The 20,217-nt window shown below is 31.9% G+C and carries 22 protein-coding genes; 18 read left to right on the top strand and 4 right to left on the bottom strand.

Translation table 11 applies throughout. The annotated features are described in order from the left end of the window. Positions 1-115: 115 nt before the first annotated feature. Positions 116-646, top strand: a complete 531-nt coding sequence (locus P163_RS10320; protein ID WP_034890594.1) for a hypothetical protein — start codon at positions 116-118, stop codon at positions 644-646. A 160-nt stretch (positions 647-806) separates the two neighbouring features. Here the strand turns inward: P163_RS10320 and P163_RS10315 are convergent, their stop codons facing one another. Then, positions 807-1,883, bottom strand: coding sequence for an IS110 family transposase (locus P163_RS10315; protein ID WP_034890591.1), 1,077 nt, complete (start codon positions 1,881-1,883; stop codon positions 807-809). Positions 1,884-2,758: 875 nt separating this feature from the next. Between P163_RS10315 and P163_RS10310 the strand changes: the two genes are divergently transcribed. From P163_RS10310 to P163_RS10280, 7 genes are all read left to right on the top strand, one after another. After that, positions 2,759-3,343: a hypothetical protein gene (locus P163_RS10310; protein WP_034890588.1), complete on the top strand. Its 585-nt coding sequence runs from the start codon at positions 2,759-2,761 to the stop codon at positions 3,341-3,343. 190 nt (positions 3,344-3,533) lie between these two features. Continuing rightward, entirely contained in the window at positions 3,534-4,016 is a 483-nt protein-coding gene (locus P163_RS10305) for a hypothetical protein (protein ID WP_034890585.1), read from the top strand. Positions 4,017-4,094: 78 nt separating this feature from the next. Continuing rightward, entirely contained in the window at positions 4,095-4,520 is a 426-nt protein-coding gene (locus tag P163_RS10300; RefSeq protein ID WP_156100690.1) for a hypothetical protein, read from the top strand. 187 nt (positions 4,521-4,707) lie between these two features. Further along, positions 4,708-5,817, top strand: a complete 1,110-nt coding sequence (locus P163_RS10295) for a hypothetical protein (RefSeq protein WP_156100689.1) — start codon at positions 4,708-4,710, stop codon at positions 5,815-5,817. 169 nt (positions 5,818-5,986) lie between these two features. After that, on the top strand, positions 5,987-8,221 hold the full coding sequence (locus P163_RS10290; protein ID WP_034890575.1) for a hypothetical protein: 2,235 nt from the start codon (positions 5,987-5,989) through the stop codon (positions 8,219-8,221). A gap of 164 nt (positions 8,222-8,385) precedes the next feature. Beyond that, a complete protein-coding gene (locus tag P163_RS10285) occupies positions 8,386-8,946 on the top strand; it encodes a DUF2004 domain-containing protein (RefSeq protein ID WP_034890570.1) in 561 nt (186 codons plus the stop codon). 161 nt (positions 8,947-9,107) lie between these two features. Next, a complete protein-coding gene (locus P163_RS10280) occupies positions 9,108-9,794 on the top strand; it encodes a DUF6624 domain-containing protein (protein ID WP_051931221.1) in 687 nt (228 codons plus the stop codon). A 166-nt stretch (positions 9,795-9,960) separates the two neighbouring features. Here the strand turns inward: P163_RS10280 and P163_RS10275 are convergent, their stop codons facing one another. Further along, a complete protein-coding gene (locus tag P163_RS10275; RefSeq protein ID WP_034890560.1) occupies positions 9,961-10,947 on the bottom strand; it encodes an IS110 family transposase in 987 nt (328 codons plus the stop codon). Positions 10,948-11,263: 316 nt separating this feature from the next. On the opposite strand from P163_RS10275, the gene P163_RS10270 reads away from it, so the two are divergent. From P163_RS10270 to P163_RS10250, 4 genes are all read left to right on the top strand, one after another. Beyond that, complete coding sequence (locus P163_RS10270) at positions 11,264-12,058, top strand: cation transporter (RefSeq protein WP_034890548.1); 795 nt, start codon at positions 11,264-11,266, stop codon at positions 12,056-12,058. Positions 12,059-12,243: 185 nt separating this feature from the next. After that, positions 12,244-12,840 (top strand): hypothetical protein, encoded by a 597-nt coding sequence (locus tag P163_RS10265; RefSeq protein ID WP_156100688.1) that lies wholly within the window; start codon positions 12,244-12,246, stop codon positions 12,838-12,840. Between the two features lie 503 nt (positions 12,841-13,343). Further along, complete coding sequence (locus tag P163_RS18605; protein WP_034890521.1) at positions 13,344-13,859, top strand: hypothetical protein; 516 nt, start codon at positions 13,344-13,346, stop codon at positions 13,857-13,859. Positions 13,860-14,027: 168 nt separating this feature from the next. Further along, entirely contained in the window at positions 14,028-14,636 is a 609-nt protein-coding gene (locus P163_RS10250) for a hypothetical protein (RefSeq protein ID WP_034890519.1), read from the top strand. A 160-nt stretch (positions 14,637-14,796) separates the two neighbouring features. Here P163_RS10250 and P163_RS10245 read toward each other — a convergent pair whose 3' ends face one another. After that, positions 14,797-15,408, bottom strand: coding sequence for an IS110 family transposase (locus tag P163_RS10245; RefSeq protein ID WP_034890516.1), 612 nt, complete (start codon positions 15,406-15,408; stop codon positions 14,797-14,799). A 42-nt stretch (positions 15,409-15,450) separates the two neighbouring features. Further along, on the bottom strand, positions 15,451-15,870 hold the full coding sequence (locus P163_RS10240) for an IS110 family transposase (RefSeq protein WP_034890513.1): 420 nt from the start codon (positions 15,868-15,870) through the stop codon (positions 15,451-15,453). A gap of 299 nt (positions 15,871-16,169) precedes the next feature. On the opposite strand from P163_RS10240, the gene P163_RS10235 reads away from it, so the two are divergent. The 6 genes from P163_RS10235 (at position 16,170) to P163_RS10210 (ending at position 20,005) form a co-directional block, all read left to right on the top strand. Further along, on the top strand, positions 16,170-16,541 hold the full coding sequence (locus tag P163_RS10235; RefSeq protein WP_034890511.1) for a transposase: 372 nt from the start codon (positions 16,170-16,172) through the stop codon (positions 16,539-16,541). Continuing rightward, the gene (locus P163_RS10230) at positions 16,541-17,392 is read left to right on the top strand and encodes an IS3 family transposase (RefSeq protein ID WP_051931220.1); all 852 of its coding nucleotides are present in this window, start codon (positions 16,541-16,543) and stop codon (positions 17,390-17,392) included. The genes P163_RS10235 and P163_RS10230 overlap by 1 nt, the downstream gene beginning before the upstream one ends. A 50-nt stretch (positions 17,393-17,442) precedes the next feature. Beyond that, positions 17,443-18,126: a hypothetical protein gene (locus P163_RS10225; protein ID WP_034890507.1), complete on the top strand. Its 684-nt coding sequence runs from the start codon at positions 17,443-17,445 to the stop codon at positions 18,124-18,126. A 93-nt stretch (positions 18,127-18,219) separates the two neighbouring features. Continuing rightward, a complete protein-coding gene (locus P163_RS18600) occupies positions 18,220-18,423 on the top strand; it encodes a helix-turn-helix domain-containing protein (protein WP_231556188.1) in 204 nt (67 codons plus the stop codon). A gap of 182 nt (positions 18,424-18,605) precedes the next feature. Beyond that, positions 18,606-19,472 carry an IS3 family transposase gene (locus P163_RS10215; protein WP_034890505.1) on the top strand — a complete coding sequence of 289 codons (867 nt, stop codon included), beginning with the start codon at positions 18,606-18,608 and terminating at the stop codon, positions 19,470-19,472. Between the two features lie 56 nt (positions 19,473-19,528). Further along, positions 19,529-20,005: an SRPBCC family protein gene (locus P163_RS10210; RefSeq protein WP_034890480.1), complete on the top strand. Its 477-nt coding sequence runs from the start codon at positions 19,529-19,531 to the stop codon at positions 20,003-20,005. The last annotated feature ends 212 nt before the right edge of the window (positions 20,006-20,217 follow it).

The following is a 20,217-nucleotide window of genomic DNA, read 5'->3' as shown; positions in this document are numbered from 1 at the left end:
AAAGTGTAATTTAGTATCCTAAGAAAGTAAAGAACAAAACCGAAAAGTCCGCGTCCCTACTCCCGCAACTTGTGTTAACCGAGACCGTTGGCTGTAATGCAGAAACTTTGAAAAAATGAAAATAATTTATCTAATTGTTCCAGGCTTAATTGCAATTATTGGAAACATAATTTTCTATCTAATTATTAAAAAAAATGTTGATCAAAAAATAGAAAAATTTAAGGTTGCTTATTCTGGAGTTTTCAGAGAAAAATTAGAAATTCATAAAACTCTTCTAAAGAAACTTTTTGATTTGAAAAGTAAAATTCAACAATTTCAATACAACGGATCTGAAGAAATGGGAATAGAATTACGCCGAGATTTTAATGACTTTATTAAATACTATATTTATAATCAACCATTCATTAAAAAAGAGATTTTAGCGGCCTTAAAAGAAATAAATAAGGAACTTCAAAGTTGCTTTGAAGAATTTTTTATGCATCATTCTCTCAAAAATGTTCAAGGGTTAGAATCAAAGATTAGAAAAGAAAATTTAGCGAAGTTTTTTGAAGCTGGAGATAAATTTAAGTCTAATGGTCCATTTATTACTTTAGAAGAATTACTAATAAATGAAATAAAAAAAGATTTAAAAATAGAACACGAATAAGCACTACAGCCAACAACGGTTATCACAAATAACGGGTAGCTTTTCAAAGAAAATAATCAAATTAACCAACAATTAAAATCTAAGCCGACAAGTTCGCGTCCCTACTCCCGCAACTTGTGTTAGGTACTGTGTTAGAAAACAAGTATTTTTGATAAAAATTTTAGGAAGTTGTCAATGCTAAATTACTTCTATCCTGTGCAGCAAGGACTTCGGTTCTTGCTGTCTTTTTTTGCTCATGTTCTGGATCGTAATCTATTTTATTTTTCCATAAACTATACATTAATACCAATAGCTTTCGCTCTACTGCTACTAAGGCTATCATTGGTTTGACTTTAGTGGGTTGGACTCGTTCGTAAAATTTTCTCAAGGTTGGATTCCATTGTATGGCACTCATCGCTGGCATATATAGTGCACTACGAATATGTTTATTCCCTTTCTTACTGATTCTCGTCTTTCCCTTATAAGCACCAGATTCTTTCAAGACCACATCAAATCCTGCATAACTAGTCAATTGTTTAGCATTAGTAAAACCGGTGAAACCCAAAGTTTCACCTACTACGGTCGCTGCAGATTTAAAAGAGATCCCGGGGATACTTTCCAAATGCTTAATCCTTTGATGCAACTGTGGATCATTCTTAACTAGAATTTCCATCTCCTTTTCTATTTCTATCAACTGCTTTTCAATCAATTTTAATCGCTGTCCATAGCGCTTTAGCTCCCGCTTGCTTTTATAAACGGAGTGTTCCAAGGCATGAAGTCTATTTCGCTCCATCTGCTTTTCCTTTAGTAAAAAAGATCGTTCCCGACTCAGCCCTTTTAACTGACGTAATATTGGATCTGGTGGGCTCCATAATGCCAACTCTCTTTCACAACCAAGCATGGCAAGCATACGGCTATCTAAGGCATCGGTCTTGGAACGTTGATCCAAACTTTGAGCATAGCGCTTTACACGTCCTGATTGCATAACACTTACAGGAAATCCTTCCCCATAGAGATGGTATACCAAAGCTTCATGATAAATACCTGTCGATTCCATAACGACAACTATATCCTCTGGAGAACTGGCATTTTTAAGTAACCACTTTACCAACTTTTTAAAACCTGATAAATCATTACTAACCTCAAATGGATCTTCAAACTCCTTTGTAAGTCTAGCCGTTAGACGGCACAAACAAACAGCCAAAGTCTCTTTTGAGACATCTACTCCTAAGGAGAGTTTCAAAATTTCATTCTTCATAATAATGTTGATTTTTTAAACTCTATTCTCCATCACTTTTGCTCGCTTTTGATACGATCTCTGTTATAGGATCTAGGTACTGTTCAAGTTCTTAGAGAAATTAATAGAAGGGTGGAATTTCTAACACACGATATCATTGATTAAATGTATCTACCGAGACCTCCCTATCCCTTCTATGGAGTTTAATAATTAATTCCTATTTTTAGCTAAATTACAATCTCAAATCTAACATACGAACCGAGACCGTTGTGGCTAATAGCCCAAAAAACAAAATTCAGTAAAGAACATAATTGATAAAGAACTGATAAGAACCCGTTTTTCGCAACTGTTGCGCTAAATTTAAAAGATTGAAAAATGAGTAAAATGGAGTTCGTTGATTTTTACTCAAACCTAAAAGATTTAAGTTCTTATTCTGACTTTTACTCAGGATTGTTAGCTATAAACAATTGAATGATTTTAAATTTAAATCGCTGAATTTACTCGGGAGTGAAAAAGTCAAATGAAAATGAGATTTAAAGAACAAAAATGATTTAAATACAAGTCGCTGACTTTTACTCGAACCGAAGATTTGAGTTCTTATTCCGACTTTTACTCAGGATTGTTAACTACAAACAATTGAATGATTTTAAAGATAAATCACTGACATCACTCAGACGTGAAAAGTGACAATATCAATGAGGTTTAAAATGACAATATTGATAAAAAAATTCTTACTCGGATAAAAGCTACTAGCCACATCATCGGTTAAGCCCAAATAGCGGGTATCTCAACAAAAAGTAATATTTTAGTAACCAATAAATAAACAACTAAGCCGACAAAAACGTGTCCCTACTCCACGCCACTTGGCTTAACCAAGACCGTTACCTATCATTTTTATGAAGACACATAAAATACATATTACCGAAAAACAAATTAAAGTTTTAGAAGAGTTATTGAAAAAAGATGTTTATATAATTAGTGCGCCGAGTTTAAATATTTCTACGGAGGATAAAATAATGGAATCTAGTTATTTCTATATGCCTTACTTATCAGAAAATATAATAGGTTCTAAACAACTTAAGACTTTTAAATTCAGGAGTATATTCGATGAGGAAGATGATGTTGATTTTTTTAGGATGGAGTTTGCAATAAAAAGAAATGAGAATGAACTAAAAAACAAATTTGACCAGTATGTTTTTCAAAATATGAATTCTTCAATTTCATTCGCTCCTTCTTCTCCTATAGAGAAAATTCAAGTATTAACTTATAAGTATATTTATGAATCAACAAATCCTACAATAGAAAGTGTCAAGGTGGATTATGATGACGCATTACTATTCTTTCAAGAAAATGGGAAAAGGTTCATGTTAGCATGTGTTCATTCGTGTACATCATATTCGCAATTTATAAGAAATGATACTACGATAAATGAAAAAATTAAAGATCTATACATTAGAAAAGAGATAAAAAACGATAGGTAACATCGGTTCATCGCAAATAACGGGTTTTATCGAAAAAGTGTAATTTTAGAAACCAAGAAGTAAATTGGTTAAGCCGACAAGTCCGCGTCCCTACTCCCGCAACTTGCGATAACCGTAACCGTTGTAGCAAATTTTGAAGCAACCTTTCGTTATCAAAATATCTATTATATTAATAACAAATGATATAATTATGAAAAATGTATTATGGATTACAATCTTATTCTTATTTGTATTAGGATGTAGTAAGGATGATAATTCCAGTCCAAGACTGTTAGGAACTTGGGAGCGATCATATGAACCTGTGGCAGCAGAAATTGAAGGACTTAACGAAGGAGATTATTTAATAGTTTCCCAAATTAATTTTTCTTCCAATAATACTTATACTTCGTTGTTGTTCATAATCGATAAAAATAATCAAGAAAAACTTGGATATTTTTCTAAAGAAATCGGAACCTACAATGTTGACAATAATATGATTAAATTAAAATATAACAGCTGGGCTTCTAATGAAGAAAATTATTTTGAGAGTGTTCCTTTAGAAAACCTAATCTTAATAAAATCAGATATTGAACATAGTCGTAGTTTTTACTTTGAAAATAATGAACTACTATTAGGTTGCGGTGAATTACAAAACTGTGCTCTAATTCCTTATAAAAGAGTTATTCTAAAATAATCGGAGAAACTAAACTTGCAATACCATTGACTATAGTAACCGAATTCTAACATGCTATCTAACTTAATAAAGAAGAAAATGAAAAATATTATACTTATTGTTTGTTCAATATTACTATTTATTGGGTGTTCTAAAGAAATAACAGATCAAATTTCATATAAAATAATTGATGAAAGTACTTTAAGCTATGACGAAGAAAATAAAATTCGTAAACAGTTTTTAGTATTTGAAAATGAAAATGATTGGAACGATTTTATTCCAGAAATAGAAAGAGTGAATCCAAACCAAGCAGAAAAATTGAAAAATTTGAATTTTGATTTTACCAGTAACGATTTGATAATCGTAATCGGTGAATTTTTTAATTACTGCTGTAGTGAAATAAAGATCAACAAAGTTTATAAAAAAGATGGAAAAACTATGGTTGATTTCGAGGAAAGCGGACCAGGAATGGCAACAGCACTCAGTCAAGCATATTTAATTTTAGAAGTTCAAAAAAACTTTTAAAACAAATTTTAGTTTACAAAACTTGCAACAACATCGGTTAAGCGCAAATAGCGGGCATTCCAATGAAAAGTGATAGTTTAGACACCAAGTAACAAAACAACTAAGCCGACAAGGACGCATCCCTACTCCACGCTACTTGCCTTAACCAAGACCGTTAGCTATCATTATTAAGCAAACCTTAAATTCTATGAATAAAACAAGATTTTTGATAATTATTGTAATGTTCTATAATATTACATTGATTTCTCAAAATGTCACCTATAATCATCTTGTAGATTCTTCCAATGTAAAAACACAGGAAGTAATTAGATTAATTGAGAACTACATCAAATCTGAACCCAACAAACTAGGATTCAATCAATTTTGGAATGAAGAAGATCAAAGAAATTATGAACACTATGACTTTTTAGAAAGTGAGTTCAAACCTTCTTTATATATGGATTTTCCTATACATGTTTTGAGTGTGAAATCAAATAATGATATATACCAATTGAAAGCACAATATTCTTTTTGTCAAGAAAACGGAACCCCTTATGTCTTAGCAATTGTGAACTATTATGCCAAACCTGAAAACGGTAGTTATAAACTATATAATGCACTTATAGAGAACAGAAAAAAATGGAATTATAAGAAAGTTGGGCTTATTGATTACTACTTTCCCAAGTATCACGAATTCAACATGGATAAAGCGGAGATAGCAAATGATTTTATTCATGAAATAAGTAAAATATTTGATGTAAAGCCTATTCCTTTTGAATATTATATGGCTGATGATTATGATGAAATACAGAATTTAAAAGGTATAGATTACTATATAGGAATGGGCGGTGCTAATATGCCTAGTGGAAAATCATCGTTTGATAAAATATATGGTAGCGGATTGGGCGAGGATTATTTGCATGAAATTTATCATGTTCAAATAGATCAACATTATCCAAATAAAAATTACTGGATCACTGAGGGACTTGCAACATACCTTAGCAATTCAAGTAGAGGCAAAAGTTTAAAATGGCACCAAGAAAAGATTTATAATTATCTAAAGAAGAATCCCAATGTCAATTTAAATAATTTAACTGATTATGTGAATTTCGATCAATATACAGATTATCATTACGCGCTAGGAAGTTTTCTTATTAAGAAAATTTACGAAAAAGGTGGATGGAAAATGATTAAAGAAATGATGAACAGTGGTACATCAAATGAGGAATTTTATGCTGCTCTCGAAAATTGCTTAGGAATTGCAAAATCTGACTTAAATGAATATATAAGAGAGAACTTAAAATTAGAATTTGAGTAAATAACGATAGCTAACATCGGTTAAGCGCAAATAGCGGGCAATATAGTGAAAAGTATTATTTTAGACACCAAGTAAAAACCAACAAAACCGACAAGAACGTGTCCATACCCCACGCTACTTGCCTTAACCAAGACCGTTAGCGGCAAGCATTATCGAAATTCGAATACAAATGATAAACTATTTAATCGAAATATGTATAGCAATTGATATAGCTATATTAGGAATTGCATATCCTATTTTAATTGATAAAATTTCAAATATTGGATCAAAATATTATTCAGAATATCTTACCAATATTTTTGATGCAGAATTTCCAAATAATAAAGTGTATAGGGGTTTTTCATTCTTCCAAATAATTTTAATAATTACACTTTTAAGTTTTATTTTCCAAATTTTTTGGATTCCAACAATACCTTATTTTACAGGTAATATTATAATTGATAACTCTGCTGATCTAATAGTTTTCTTTTTGACTCTGATACTGACAGGAACATTCCTTTATTGGTTAAATAGAATTATGCTGTTTCAGGGTAAGGCATCAGAATTGTTGAAATACTTAATATCAGAGTATAACAATCAACAACAAGATAACCAACATAAGACTTACCTATTAAAATCTATTAATGAGTTCGCTATTTATGCAATAAAACATCAGGATTTCCATTTGCAAGAATCATTAGTAAATTTCTATTCTTCCTTATTTTATCGCTATCGAGAAAACTTCGATCCTGAAGAAGGTCCGATTTATCCGATAGATCTTTATTTCGTTAATAATGAAATAATTGCAACATCTATTCATAATGAGAACCTAAAGTTAAAGGTCTTAGAACATCGTGCATCATCTGGGATTTGGTTGATAGGCGAAAATTTCAAATTCAGTAAATTATCAAACGAAACTTATAGATGGTTATGGAGAAATTTAGTTATATCTAGTAATCATAAAAAATTAATTTCGAATTACTGGAGCAGAGCTTCTCAAAATTTCAATTATAGTCTTTCAGCCTTGATACCAGAATATGAGAATGGAGAGATAGCTAATCAGAAAGAAATTGATAAAGTCAATATAGAACGTAAACAATTTTTGGAATTTAACTATGCTTTGGGTGGATTATTATTTTATCAGAAGGAATACCACGCATTGCAATACATACTATCATTCTCTCAATCACAACCTCCAAGTTATCCGCTTCTACCTCAGACAATGGATGAAATCTTCTCCTGGTTTGAACATTTCAGTAATGAGTTTAGAACTATGGATGAACCATTAGAGTTTAAATATTCCTTTCCAGAAATAGATAACTTGGGAATTAGCAATGACATTAGCAATAACATTTGCCTCTATATTTCCTTACTATTTATAAGACAGTTTACTCAACAAAAAATTTACGTCTATCAAAATTTTAGAATTTTTCACAATTTAACCGATGATTTACAGACTCTTTATTCATATAATGATAGACTACCATATTTTAGAAGTTGTATAGAACAAGTTTTAGGAAATAAAGAGTTGTTAAAAGACTTAGATTTTAAAATTAAGAGTGAAGAAGAAATTCTGGAAACCTTTGATAATTTAGATCAAAAGATCAAGGAAAAAATTGATCTTACCAAGTTAGGTGCTGGTTTATCACAAGAAAAGATTACAACATTTTATGATTCTACAAAAGAAATTATTACTTCTGCATTTAAAAAGTATAATGTAATCGGGAATGAAGAAAATTTTAAAGATGTAGATGATAGTATGGTTTCTTCAATAAATGGGGAATTAATCGTTTCAACCAAATCATCATTTACTGATAATGATATTCCTAATATTAATTTTGATACTATTTATGCAGAGAGTATTGCAAGATATAAGATCCAAAAATTTCTCCCTAATGCCTTTTTGGTAGCTAAGACTAATCGCTTTGTTTTAGAAAGAAACCAATTAATAGAAGGTTTAGACAGATTACTTAAAAAGTTGGATAATAAGATCATCGTAGCAATCAGACCAAGTTATGAATCCAAACAATTAATCGATAATTCCAAATACAAGAAAATTTTTATCGAAATACCCTCAAGCAACCATCATCTTAATGACAACTTTTTCATTTTAGATAAAAAAGATTTACCAAAGTTTGAATCAAAAGATTTATCAAAAACCGAAATAGAGAAATTTAATTTAAATCTTCTAAATGAAGAATATAAAATCTATTCAAACGTAATTGATATAAACCTGCCTAAAAATGAGGATTTGAAAGAAGAATATTTAACAAGTGATGATGAAGAATTAAAAGTGTTAATAGTAATCTCATTTATTTTTCTAATAAAATGGAGAAAGGAAAGGAAGATAATTATGCTAGCTCTAACAAGTCCGTTTAACGAAAGAGGTATTGTCGATAACATTGAGGATGTAATACCATTATAAAATGCCAGCCGCTAACAACGGTTATCACAAATAACGGGTTTTATCGAAAAAGTGTAATTTAGTATCCTAAGTAAGAAAATACTTAAACCGACAAGTCCACGTCCCTACTCCCGCAACTTGTGTTAACCGAGACCGTTAGCTGTAATCTGACCAAAAAAACGCAAATGGGAATATTTGACTTTTTCAAAAAAAATAAAGAAGAATCTGAAAATAAAAAAGCAGAAGTCCTAATTTTAGAGAAACCAAATTTTTCAAAAGTTAACATTGAGAAGTTGGAGGATTATTACGATTGGACAATAAATTATGGAGAGCGGAAATTGAACTTGGATTTAAACTTTGAAACCGATTCGACAAATCAAGCTGAATTAAATCAAATTATGGAATTCGTAAAAAAGATACCTGAATTTGACCACCAAAATCGGAATTACATAAAATCGGACTTTGAGCAAGACGTGAGTATGACATCGGACTATCTGAATTTCTACCTTGACGAACTTGATGAAAGTGAATTAGGTGGAATAATTGACTTGAAAAATCGAAAAAAATCGAGGAATAGTCTTTTAATGGAAGAACTGAACTTAATAAGAGTTGGAATTTATCCACAAGCTTCTTATTTCGCAACATTTGACTATTCGATTGACATTGATGGAGAACCTTGCAATCAGCTTTTAGTTTTGAATATTAATCAAGATGGAACTTTAGACTATATAACGTGGGAAAGTTGAAAAGACTACAGCTAACAATGTATATAAAAAATAGGCGAAACAGTAGTAAATTCAAGGCTTTTGGCTCTTATCAAAGTTTGTGCTTAGCCGAAAGTTTCGTGCTTCCAAACCGCCTACTTTTCATATACTAAACGTTGCCAGCAAGCAAAAAAAGCACTTAAATGAAACATTTTTTTAGAATATCATTATTCGTTTTTCTTTTTGTTGGATGTAAAGAACAAAAGATTGCATCTAATCAAGGAGTTGAAAGAACTGAATTAAATAATGATTTAATTCAAGAACTAAATAGAGTAATAGAAATTGATCAATTAGCAGCGAGTAACGCTTTTCCACCTGAAAATTATTCTGATTATTCTCAAGAAAAGTGGAATTTATTTAAGGACAGTATTTATAAATCTCACCAAAGATTGATTGTTGAAATAATCGAAAAAAATGGATATCCAGGTTACAGTTTAGTAGGTAATCAAGGTTCTAATATTGCATTTATAATTGTGCAGCATTCCGATCACGACCCTGAATTTCAAAAAGAATATTTAGAACAAATGAAAATTGAGGTAGAAAAAGGAAATGACACAGCTTCCAATTATGCTCTTTTAACAGATAGGTCAAATCTTAATACTGGAAAAAAACAAATTTATGGTACTCAAGTCGCTTATAACTTCAAAATATCTCAAGCATACCCAAAAAATCTAAAAGACAGTTTAAACGTGAATGAAAGAAGAAAAGCTATTGGACTTGAACCATTAGAAGACTATTTGAACAGAATGTCGGAAATGAATTTTGAGATGAATAAAAAAATTTATTTGAAAAATGGAATAACAAAACCAACATTATATAAAACTGACTAAATGCCTGCAGGCAACAACGGTTATCACAAATAACGGGTTTTGTCGAGAAAGTTTAATTTAGTATCCTAAGTAAGAAAATATTTAAACCGACAAGTCCGTGTCCCTACTCCCGCAACTTGTGTTAACCGTATTCCAAGGTTAAATCCAAACTTTTTTCCCTAATTCTTCAGGCAGCAAATTTATGTAGTTCCACATACGGAGTACCTCTTTTTACTACTGCAAACACTCTGGATAATAGCTTATTGCGAACATTATTCAGCGCAATCATCTTTAGTTTACCTTCTTCTAGCTTTTTCTTGTAATAACGGCGTAATTCACTATCATGTTGAATAGCTGTACAAGCAGCCATGCTAAGCAGACTCTTCATTTGCCGGTCTCCCATCGGGTGACATTTTCGCCTTTTATGAATACTGCTCCCAGAACTATGACCAAAAGGAGCAGTCCCACAATAACTGGAGAATTGGCGCCAGCTATCAAAACGTTTAAAATTATTGGTGTGATAAAGCAACTGGGCACCTACAACTAATCCCACGCCTTTTAAAGAAGAGATCAACCGATAGTTTTGTGATAATGCTTCAGAATTCTTTATAAGTGATTTTAGTTGCTTCTCTATTTTATTTATTTGAGAAGTTAGATGAGCAATAGAGCTTACCAGCGTCTTGCAACAGGTATCGGTTGAACTACTGCTGAGTAACTTCTTTAGCTCGGAAAGGGTACTCATTAATCCTGTACGACTTCGAACCAGTTGATCCCGTAAAGCGAGTAATCTGCCTACTTCCAAGAGTTCCTTATCTTTCAGCTCACTGGCAGAAAGTTCCTCTCGGTGAAGCCAACCATATCTGGCGATCATCATGGCATCTACAACATCATTCTTCTCCCTGATTACTCCAGAGGATCTTTTGATCACTACTGGGTTTTCCTGCACATAAACCGCCTTCTTCGACGATAAATACAACGCTAACTTCAAGGAATAATGACCTGTATTCTCAAAACAAAAAAACACTTTCTGTTCCTTACCGTTAGCCCATTTCAACAAGGCTTTATAACCCACTACATCATTACTGAACTCACGATGTAAACTTCGATTATACGCAAAAGCATCTAACTTGTTTTTTGAAACATCAATTCCGATTACTTCTTGGTAATTTTTCATATTTTTAAAAATTAATATTTGAAGGGCGCAGTAACTAACTCCTTTAACGGGTCCATTTATTGACCTGGTATTCCAAATGGTTCTTTGCTGCCCATATGAAGAATGGAGGACTCTTACGGATATTGGATCTGTAATCTAGAGACCGTTTTAGTTCTCCTCCTTCTTCATCTCAAAGGTATATTTATTAATAAACGAAGTAAAGGAGACCGTTGTAGCCAATGCGGACATTGAACATTCAGCTTAAAAACCAAATTTCTAAAAACGAAAATCCCAAATTTTAAAACCAATATTTATCTTTAGATAAATTTATACCTCAATGAATAAGTCAGTTTTCGAAATTTCAAAAATGGATTGTCCTTCAGAAGAAAATCTGATAAGGATGAAATTAGATGAAATCTCTAGTATTAAAAATCTTGATTTCGATATTCCGAATAGAAAATTAACAGTATTTCACGAAGGTGAAATTCAATCTATAGAAGAATCATTAGACGGACTAAAATTAGGAACCAAAAAAATTAAGACGGAAGAAACCGACCAAACAGAATTTGAAACAAATGCTCAACAGAAAAAATTACTTTGGTATGTACTAGCTATAAATTTCATCTTTTTTATATTGGAAATGACAACCGGTATAATTTCTAAATCTATGGGATTAGTTGCCGATAGTTTAGATATGCTAGCCGATTCTTTTGTTTATGGAATAAGTATTTTCGCTGTCGGTGGTTCTGTTGTAAAAAAGAAAAAAATTGCAAATTTAGCTGGTTATTTTCAAATCTTACTTGCATTAATTGGATTTGCAGAAGTGCTAAGAAGGTTTTTTGGAAGTGAAACTCTTCCTAAATTTCAAACAATGATTATCGTTTCAATTTTTGCTTTAATTGCGAATGGAATTTGTTTATTTCTACTGCAAAAATCTAAAAGCAAACAAGAAGCTCATATGCAAGCAAGTATGATTTTCACTTCAAATGATGTAATAATAAATGTAGGAGTTATAATTGCTGCTATACTTGTTAAATGGTTGAATTCAAGTAAGCCTGACTTAATTATTGGAACAATTGTTTTTATTCTAGTAGTTCAAGGTGCTATAAGAATTTTAAAAATAGGCAAGTAACCGCACTGGCAACAACAACGGTTATCACAAATAACGGGTTTTATCGAAAAAGTCTAATTTAGTATCCTAACAAGAAAACAACTAAACCGACAAGTTCGCGTCCCTACTCCCGCAACTTGTGTTAACCGAGACCGTTGTGTGTAATTTTTATGTAAAATTTACTATTAAATTTGAAACAGAGCATTGTGAAAAAATCATTGGATACATATGAAATTTTAATTTTAAAACAGATCGTATATTTATATTATCCATCAAATTTATCGGCAACGAAGAAAACAGATGATTATATTAAAACTCAAGAATTTATAAATCTAAAAGCTTCAATAAATAGTTCTTCTAGAAAAGAAAATCTGGAGAAATTAGAAAATGAAATTTCTGTAAAATTTAATGAATATAAATTTCAAAAGGTTTCATTGGATAATTGGCTAGATCGAGCTGAATGCTATTGGTTAGACATCATTGTTGAGAATAACCTCTTACGATATAAACTTCAATTGAGTAAATTAATCCCATATTTTACACTATTTCTAACAGAAGTAAACCTTGATTCCGATAATAGAATTTTTGAATCTCCTCCAAAAATTATTACAGAAAATCAATATTCACAAAAATCAAAGGATTTGGTTACAAATTTATCGGAATACATAAAAGTAAATTTCGGATTAAAACCATTTAATTTGAGTTGGGACAACTATATTTTAGAAGATATAAGTTTTCAAGATTTTGATTTTGGAAATTTCACATTATACAACGCATTTTTTTCGAACAATTTAAAATACTAACCATGAAAAAATTTTATTTCGCAATTGCATTAATATCAACTATAATTTTAGGCATAATTTTCAAAGAAAAATTTTTAACTATAAATCTAAGTGACACTTATTATGTAATCAACTACTCTTCACTTGCCATTTTAGTAGGAATTGGTATAATCATACTATTTGGATCACACCACTTTATCAAAAAATCTGTTAAAATCATGAGATAACATTTTTTCTTATTAAACCATATCATATTTATAGTACAAAGGAGAAATTTGTTTAGTCCTTTCTAAAGAATATAGTTTTGACTAAAAAACTACACACAACAGCGCATAACTCAAATAAGCGGCACCGTTAGAAAGAAAATAATTATCTTGACCAACAAATCAGGTCTACGCCGACAAGTTCGCATCCCCTACTCCGCCAACTTGTGTTATGCGCGGCCGTTGCCCACAATATGAACAAAGATTCTAGTCAAACTAAAGTATAAACTGTTTAACTAACCAGGAACCAACTTTGATGTAATGAAACCTTATTGTTATATATATCCATTACTGTTTATTTTTTTCATTTTCTCGTGCAAGGAACAGGAAAAAGGAAACGGTAGATCTGATCTAAAAAAAGAGGAAGCAAAAATAACAAACGATAAAATTTTGTTAGTTTATAATAGATCTTCGATACCCGAGGATTCATTAAAAATAGAATTAATTTACAATTCCTCATTGGACACTCTTAAACTTTCAGAAAAAGATAAGAGGTATACTTTTCTGTACTATACTTTTGAAAATATTAACCTAGAAGATTTGGAAAAAAGTATAAAAGAAGATGATTGGTCACAAATAAATAAAAACCATATTCAGTCATATGTGTTAGATACAGCAATGACGGCTGAGATTTATTACAAGCCTAAAACGAAATATGTGAATGTTATTAAGGGAGTTATTGATGATATTATCTTTTTGCAGGAATACAATGAAAAAGGTGAAACCCGAATGATTCATCATATAACCAAATTTGAAGAGAATATTGATGATTATTAAAATTCTGGTTTTAAATACTGTGGGCAACATCGGTTAAGCGCAAATAGCGGGCATTCCGATGAAAAGTGTTATTTTAGAGACCAAGTAAAAAACAACAAAGCCGACAAGTTCGCGTCCCTACTCCACGCCACTTGCCTTAACCAAGACCGTTGTACACAATTTTAGAATATGACCCGAAAATTTTACTTTTATTTTATATCTATTATTTTAATCTTTACTTCTTGTTCAAGAAAAATAAATCCTAATGAAGGATATGAACAGATAAAGAGCAAAAATTCAGTAGACTTATTTGAAGCAAATAATTCAATTGCAAAAGAAATTAAAGTAAATGCCGATTTTAAAGATAAGCTTTCTCTGGATGATTCCATTTTGTATTATAATGACTCAATTAAATCCAATTATAAAAATTTTACTTTTGATCTAAAAGCCGACAAAAAATATAAAATAAAAGTAAGTAGTTTATGTAATTGTGCAGGTCTTAAAAAATATATATTTATTCCTAAAATTGCTACAGGGAATGTAAATAGTAGAATTAATCTGGAATTAGATTCTACTTATTTTAACTATGAAAAAGGACCTTTGACTTTAAACAAAGTTTGGAGTTTAAAATCTAATGGATTAACTGAGAATACTACTATGGAATTTTTATTATTCTCCGACAATGAAAAACTCTCTGAAAATGTGTTTAAGTTTATTGTGACATCATTTGGAGCAATTCCCGTAAATATAAAATCAACCCTTGTAGGTAACTTTATAATAGAAATTGAGGAACACTAAAACTGTGTACAACAACGGTTATCACAAATAACGGGTTTTATCGAAAAAGTGTAATTTAGTATCCTAAGAAAGAAAAGAACAAAACCGACAAGTTCGCGTCCCTACTCCCGCAACTTGTGTTAGGTACTGTGTTAGAAAACAAGTATTTTTGATAAAAATTTTAGGAAGTTGTCAATGCTAAATTACTTCTATCCTGTGCAGCAAGGACTTCGGTTCTTGCTGTCTTTTTTTGCTCATGTTCTGGATCGTAATCTATTTTATTTTTCCATAAACTATACATTAATACCAATAGCTTTCGCTCTACTGCTACTAAGGCTATCATTGGTTTGACTTTAGTGGGTTGGACTCGTTCGTAAAATTTTCTCAAGGTTGGATTCCATTGTATGGCACTCATCGCTGGCATATATAGTGCACTACGAATATGTTTATTCCCTTTCTTACTGATTCTCGTCTTTCCCTTATAAGCACCAGATTCTTTCAAGACCACATCAAATCCTGCATAACTAGTCAATTGTTTAGCATTAGTAAAACCGGTGAAACCCAAAGTTTCACCTACTACGGTCGCTGCAGATTTAAAAGAGATCCCGGGGATACTTTCCAAATGCTTAATCCTTTGATGCAACTGTGGATCATTCTTAACTAGAATTTCCATCTCCTTTTCTATTTCTATCAACTGCTTTTCAATCAATTTTAATCGCTGTCCATAGCGCTTTAGCTCCCGCTTGCTTTTATAAACGGAGTGTTCCAAGGCATGAAGTCTATTTCGCTCCATCTGCTTTTCCTTTAGTAAAAAGATCGTTCCCGACTCAGCCTTTTAACTGACGTAATATTGGATCTGGTGGCTCCATAATGCCAACTCTCTTTCACAACCAAGCATGGCAAGCATACGGCTATCTAAGGCATCGGTCTTGGAACGTTGATCCAAACTTTGAGCATAGCGCTTTACACGTCCTGATTGCATAACACTTACAGGAAATCCTTCCCCATAGAGATGGTATACCAAAGCTTCATGATAAATACCTGTCGATTCCATAACGACAACTATATCCTCTGGAGAACTGGCATTTTTAAGTAACCACTTTACCAACTTTTTAAAACCTGATAAATCATTACTAACCTCAAATGGATCTTCAAACTCCTTTGTAAGTCTAGCCGTTAGACGGCACAAACAAACAGCCAAAGTCTCTTTTGAGACATCTACTCCTAAGGAGAGTTTCAAAATTTCATTCTTCATAATAATGTTGATTTTTTAAACTCTATTCTCCATCACTTTTGCTCGCTTTTGATACGATCTCTGTTATAGGATCTAGGTACTGTTCAAGTTCTTAGAGAAATTAATAGAAGGGTGGAATTTCTAACACACGATATCATTGATTAAATGTATCTACCGAGACCTCCCTATCCCTTCTATGGAGTTTAATAATTAATTCCTATTTTTAGCTAAATTACAATCTCAAATCTAACATACGAACCGAGACCGTTGCCAGCAATATTGACTCGTCCTGAATAAAGGCTACATAATTCTAAACAGTTATGTATAAAAATGACAGAGTAACCAGACGTTACAGTGAACCATTCAAATTAAAAATTTTATCAGAACTTAGTACTGGGAAATACACAAAGTATGAACTAGGCAAACTCTATGGGATTGCTCCTTCCACCATCAATGAATGGATCAGAAAGTATGAACGTAAAGACCTAATGAACACAAGGGTTATGATAGAAACAAAGGATGAAATAACACGGATCAAAGCACTCCAAAAAGAGATTGAACAGCTTAAAAAACTACTCCTTAAAAAGGATATGGATCAACTTGTCGATGATGCATACTTGGAAGTAGCTGCTCAAAAACTAGGCTACAAAAGTGTCTTGGAACTTAAAAAAAAACTAAATATCAAGCCTTAATCATAGCAAAGGAAAAAGCTAAGGGATTTGCTTCGTTAACCAAAATATGTGATTGTTTTGAACTAAAGCGAGATGCTTATTATAAGTATAAATGCAGAGCTGATAAGCGAAAAAAGGTTGAACAACATATAATTACCATCGTTAAAAGACGACGTAAATCCCTTCCTAGAGAAGGCGTGAGAAAGCTTATGAAATCCCTAGGACAGGATTTTGAAAAACAACACCTGAAAGTGGGTAGAGACACCCTGTTCAATGTTCTTAGAGAACATAAAATGTTGACATTAAGAAAAAAGTACAGTGCCAGAACAACCAATTCGTATCACAGGTTTTATAAGTACAATAACATTATAAAAGATCTAAAAGTAAACCGATCTAATCAAGTTTGGGTATCGGACATTACGTATATCAGAACTCTAAAAGGATTTTGTTACCTAGCACTCATTACAGATATGCATTCCAGAAAGATTGTGGGTTATGACCTTAGTGATAGCCTAGAACTTAAAGGATGCGTGAGAGCACTTAATAAAGCGATTTACCAAGCCAAAGACATCAAAGGGCTCATACACCATTCAGACAGAGGGATACAATATTGCAGCAATGTGTATACTCAAATCCTTAAAAGAAAAAAGATAGCTATCAGTATGACTGAAGAAAATCACTGTTACGAAAATGCAATGGCAGAACGCGTAAATGGGATCCTGAAAGATGAATTCTATCTCGATCAGGTCTTCACAAACAAGGAACACGCGAAAAGAGCAGCAAAAAGTGCCATTAAATTATATAATGCAATTAGATTACATTTATCTTTAGACTATCAAACTCCAAATATGGTATATAAATTAACAGCGTAAAATCAATTTTAACCTGTAGCCATATTTCAGGACAAGACATTTTTAAGAAAATGATAAATTTTAAAGTTCCTAGATATTGGATACAAAGAAAAAGTGGAAGTCGAAGTTATCCAAATGAGATTGAAAACTGGTTCTCTGAGGATTTCGATAATTATTTCATCTATCATCATCCGATTTTAATTGATTTAGATATTCAAAATGGTCGTGAATCTTCTCGCGACGAACTAGGAAGACCTAAAAATAAACGTGTCTTGACATTTAACCAATTCAAAAAGGAATTTTTAAAAGAAGGAGAAGACTTTAAAGATTATTACGATTACGTTATGTATCAGGTCCGAAACAAAGATACGAGACCAAATTATTTATGGGGAAGTGAAGAAGGTTCTAGTATTTATTTTAATGATATTTTAGAACTCTTAAGAGTATTCGATTCAACCCTTCAAACAAAAGTATATTGCCATTATGATGTTTTAAGAAAAATTCGAGGAAATATTGAAAACAATGACTTACCGTCATTATATTTTACAAAAATAGAACAGATTAAAGATATAGCTTCAAATTTTTCAAATCTTTCCCCAGAATTTGTGCTTGAAAAAAATAAAAAATGGTGTTTCACTACTTTATATGATGATTCCAAAACAGCCATTGGCTGTGATAATAATACTGCTGTAAAATTGATTCGAAATGCACATTTAGGAATAGAAAGGATAAAAACTGTACACAACAACGGTTAATCGCCAATAAGCGGCACCGTTACTAAGAAAATAATTATCTGTACTTTCCTGAAATAGGTTGACTAAAAATTAAACCTTTTAGCACTATACCTAATGAAAGAACAAAATCAACACTGTCGAAAAACTTCCTACAAAAAAGTAGGATACGATCTTAAGCTGGTTATCATCGATCAGATCCAAAATGCACAGATCTCTATCAATCATGCTTCCGATAAATATCAGGTTTCCAGAGCTTCCATCTATTATTGGTTGAAAAAATACAGTACTTTAGAACAAAAGAAACAAGGGATGAGCTAGAAAGATGAGATCAAGAAACTCAAAGAAAAAATAGAGGAATTAGAGTTTGTAAAAGACTTCCAACAAGACATTATTGCTGACATGGAACTTATTACCGGAGTTGATATGTCAAAAAAGTCATTGCCCAAAACATTAGCAGACGAGATCGAAAAAAAGAAGCAAAACCGTTTAAAAGAAAATGGTTGATTCAATGTTTTGGGGTTTCCAAACAAGCTTTTTATAAGCGGTTAAAATCTCATCAGAACAGGCAAACAGAGCAACAGCTAATTATTCGACTCATCAAAGAGTATCGGAGTCAGTATGGACTGCGTACCGGTGGAATTAAACTGTATCAGGAATTAAAGGCAGATATGAACCGACTCGGTATTAAAATAGGAAGGGATAAATTCTATCGAGTAATGCGAATGAATAACCTGCTCGTTCCTAAATTAAAGCGGTTCCACAACACAACCGATTCAAAACACCGGTTCTTTAAATACAAAAACCTGGTAAAAGATAAAATGCCCACCAGGCCGGAACAACTTTGGGTAAGCGATATCACTTATATCAAAACGCAGAACGGACACAGTTACTTGGCATTAGTCACAGACGCCTATTCTAAGCAAATTATGGGTTATAAATTGGCAAGCCATATGAAGACATCACTTTGCATCGATGCCCTTAGAATGGCTATTAAAAATAGAAAATACAAGAATCAGAAACTCATCCATCATTCCGATCGTGGAATTCAGTATTGCAACCCACTATACACCAGCTTTGCTGAGGAAAACGGAATAATCATGAGCATGACTGAGAAGTACGATCCCTACGAGAATGCCGTAGCTGAGAGAATCAACAGAACCCTTAAATATGAATATGATTTAAAACGAACTATAAAAAATACTAACTTAGCAAAGAAGATGGTCAAAAGAGCTGTTGAGATTTACAACAACAAAAGACCCCATTTTAGTCTCAAATTGAACACCCCTAACTTTGTTCATTTGAATAGAAATGTAGACTATCATTCCTACAAAAGGAACAAACAAAATTTAGAACTATTGACCATTTAACCTGTCGAAAATTAGATCAAAAATGGTCAACCTATTTCAGTATAATACACAAGAGAATGCCAAGAATAAAATTACTGACTCACATAAAGGCTGACAAAGAATTGGTATTCAATTTATCAAGAAGTATTGATCTACATAAAATTTCGGTTGCAAAAACTAATGAAGAAGCAATTGCTGGAGTTACAAGTGGATTAATTGGTCCTAATGAAAGCGTAACCTGGAAAGGAAAACATTTTGGCGTTACTCAAAAATTGTCAACTAAAATTACACAATACAATTACTCCGACAACTTCACAGATGAAATGTTAAGTGGTGCTTTTGAAAGTTTTAAACATCAGCACATATTTACTAAACAAGAAAATGGAACTTTAATGACAGATATCTTAGACTACAAATCACCATTAATGTTTTTAGGTAAAATTGCAGACTATCTCTTTCTAAAAAAATATATGACAAGATTATTAGAGGAAAGAAATCAAATAATAAAAGAGTTCGCTGAATCTGACAAATGGAAAGAAGTTAAATTAGAGTAAAATACGCGAGCTAACAGCGGTTCATCTCAAATTCCGGGTATTATGGAAAAAGTGTAATTTTAGTAACCTATAAAGAAAATGGTTAAGCCGACAAGTCCGCGTCCCGACTCCCGTAACTTGTGATAACCGCAAACCGTTGGCTCCAATTTTATATTAAAATCCTTAGTTCAATAAATCAACGCAACAAATTATAATTTTAGATTTTATATATT

The organism is Gillisia sp. Hel_I_29, from assembly GCF_000744275.1.
Taxonomy (GTDB): Bacteria; Bacteroidota; Bacteroidia; order Flavobacteriales; family Flavobacteriaceae; genus Gillisia.
Note: the sequence above shows the minus strand (reverse complement) of the source record. Positions and strands in the feature narration are given on the sequence as shown.

Excerpts from the sequence above, each read along its gene's own strand:
- P163_RS10240 (WP_034890513.1), bottom strand. The coding sequence starts at position 15,870 with ATGAAGAATGAAATTTTGAAACTCTCCTTAGGAGTAGATGTCTCAAAA.
- P163_RS10225 (WP_034890507.1), top strand. The coding sequence starts at position 17,443 with ATGATAAATTTTAAAGTTCCTAGATATTGGATACAAAGAAAAAGTGGA.
- P163_RS10320 (WP_034890594.1), top strand. The coding sequence starts at position 116 with ATGAAAATAATTTATCTAATTGTTCCAGGCTTAATTGCAATTATTGGA.
- P163_RS10315 (WP_034890591.1), bottom strand. The coding sequence starts at position 1,883 with ATGAAGAATGAAATTTTGAAACTCTCCTTAGGAGTAGATGTCTCAAAA.
- P163_RS10235 (WP_034890511.1), top strand. The coding sequence starts at position 16,170 with ATGTATAAAAATGACAGAGTAACCAGACGTTACAGTGAACCATTCAAA.
- P163_RS10300 (WP_156100690.1), top strand. The coding sequence starts at position 4,095 with ATGAAAAATATTATACTTATTGTTTGTTCAATATTACTATTTATTGGG.
- P163_RS10295 (WP_156100689.1), top strand. The coding sequence starts at position 4,708 with ATGAATAAAACAAGATTTTTGATAATTATTGTAATGTTCTATAATATT.
- P163_RS10270 (WP_034890548.1), top strand. The coding sequence starts at position 11,264 with ATGAATAAGTCAGTTTTCGAAATTTCAAAAATGGATTGTCCTTCAGAA.
- P163_RS10290 (WP_034890575.1), top strand. The coding sequence starts at position 5,987 with ATGATAAACTATTTAATCGAAATATGTATAGCAATTGATATAGCTATA.
- P163_RS10245 (WP_034890516.1), bottom strand. The coding sequence starts at position 15,408 with ATGGAGCGAAATAGACTTCATGCCTTGGAACACTCCGTTTATAAAAGC.
- P163_RS18605 (WP_034890521.1), top strand. The coding sequence starts at position 13,344 with ATGAAACCTTATTGTTATATATATCCATTACTGTTTATTTTTTTCATT.
- P163_RS10210 (WP_034890480.1), top strand. The coding sequence starts at position 19,529 with ATGCCAAGAATAAAATTACTGACTCACATAAAGGCTGACAAAGAATTG.
- P163_RS10280 (WP_051931221.1), top strand. The coding sequence starts at position 9,108 with ATGAAACATTTTTTTAGAATATCATTATTCGTTTTTCTTTTTGTTGGA.
- P163_RS18600 (WP_231556188.1), top strand. The coding sequence starts at position 18,220 with ATGAAAGAACAAAATCAACACTGTCGAAAAACTTCCTACAAAAAAGTA.
- P163_RS10250 (WP_034890519.1), top strand. The coding sequence starts at position 14,028 with ATGACCCGAAAATTTTACTTTTATTTTATATCTATTATTTTAATCTTT.
- P163_RS10285 (WP_034890570.1), top strand. The coding sequence starts at position 8,386 with ATGGGAATATTTGACTTTTTCAAAAAAAATAAAGAAGAATCTGAAAAT.
- P163_RS10310 (WP_034890588.1), top strand. The coding sequence starts at position 2,759 with ATGAAGACACATAAAATACATATTACCGAAAAACAAATTAAAGTTTTA.
- P163_RS10275 (WP_034890560.1), bottom strand. The coding sequence starts at position 10,947 with ATGAAAAATTACCAAGAAGTAATCGGAATTGATGTTTCAAAAAACAAG.
- P163_RS10305 (WP_034890585.1), top strand. The coding sequence starts at position 3,534 with ATGAAAAATGTATTATGGATTACAATCTTATTCTTATTTGTATTAGGA.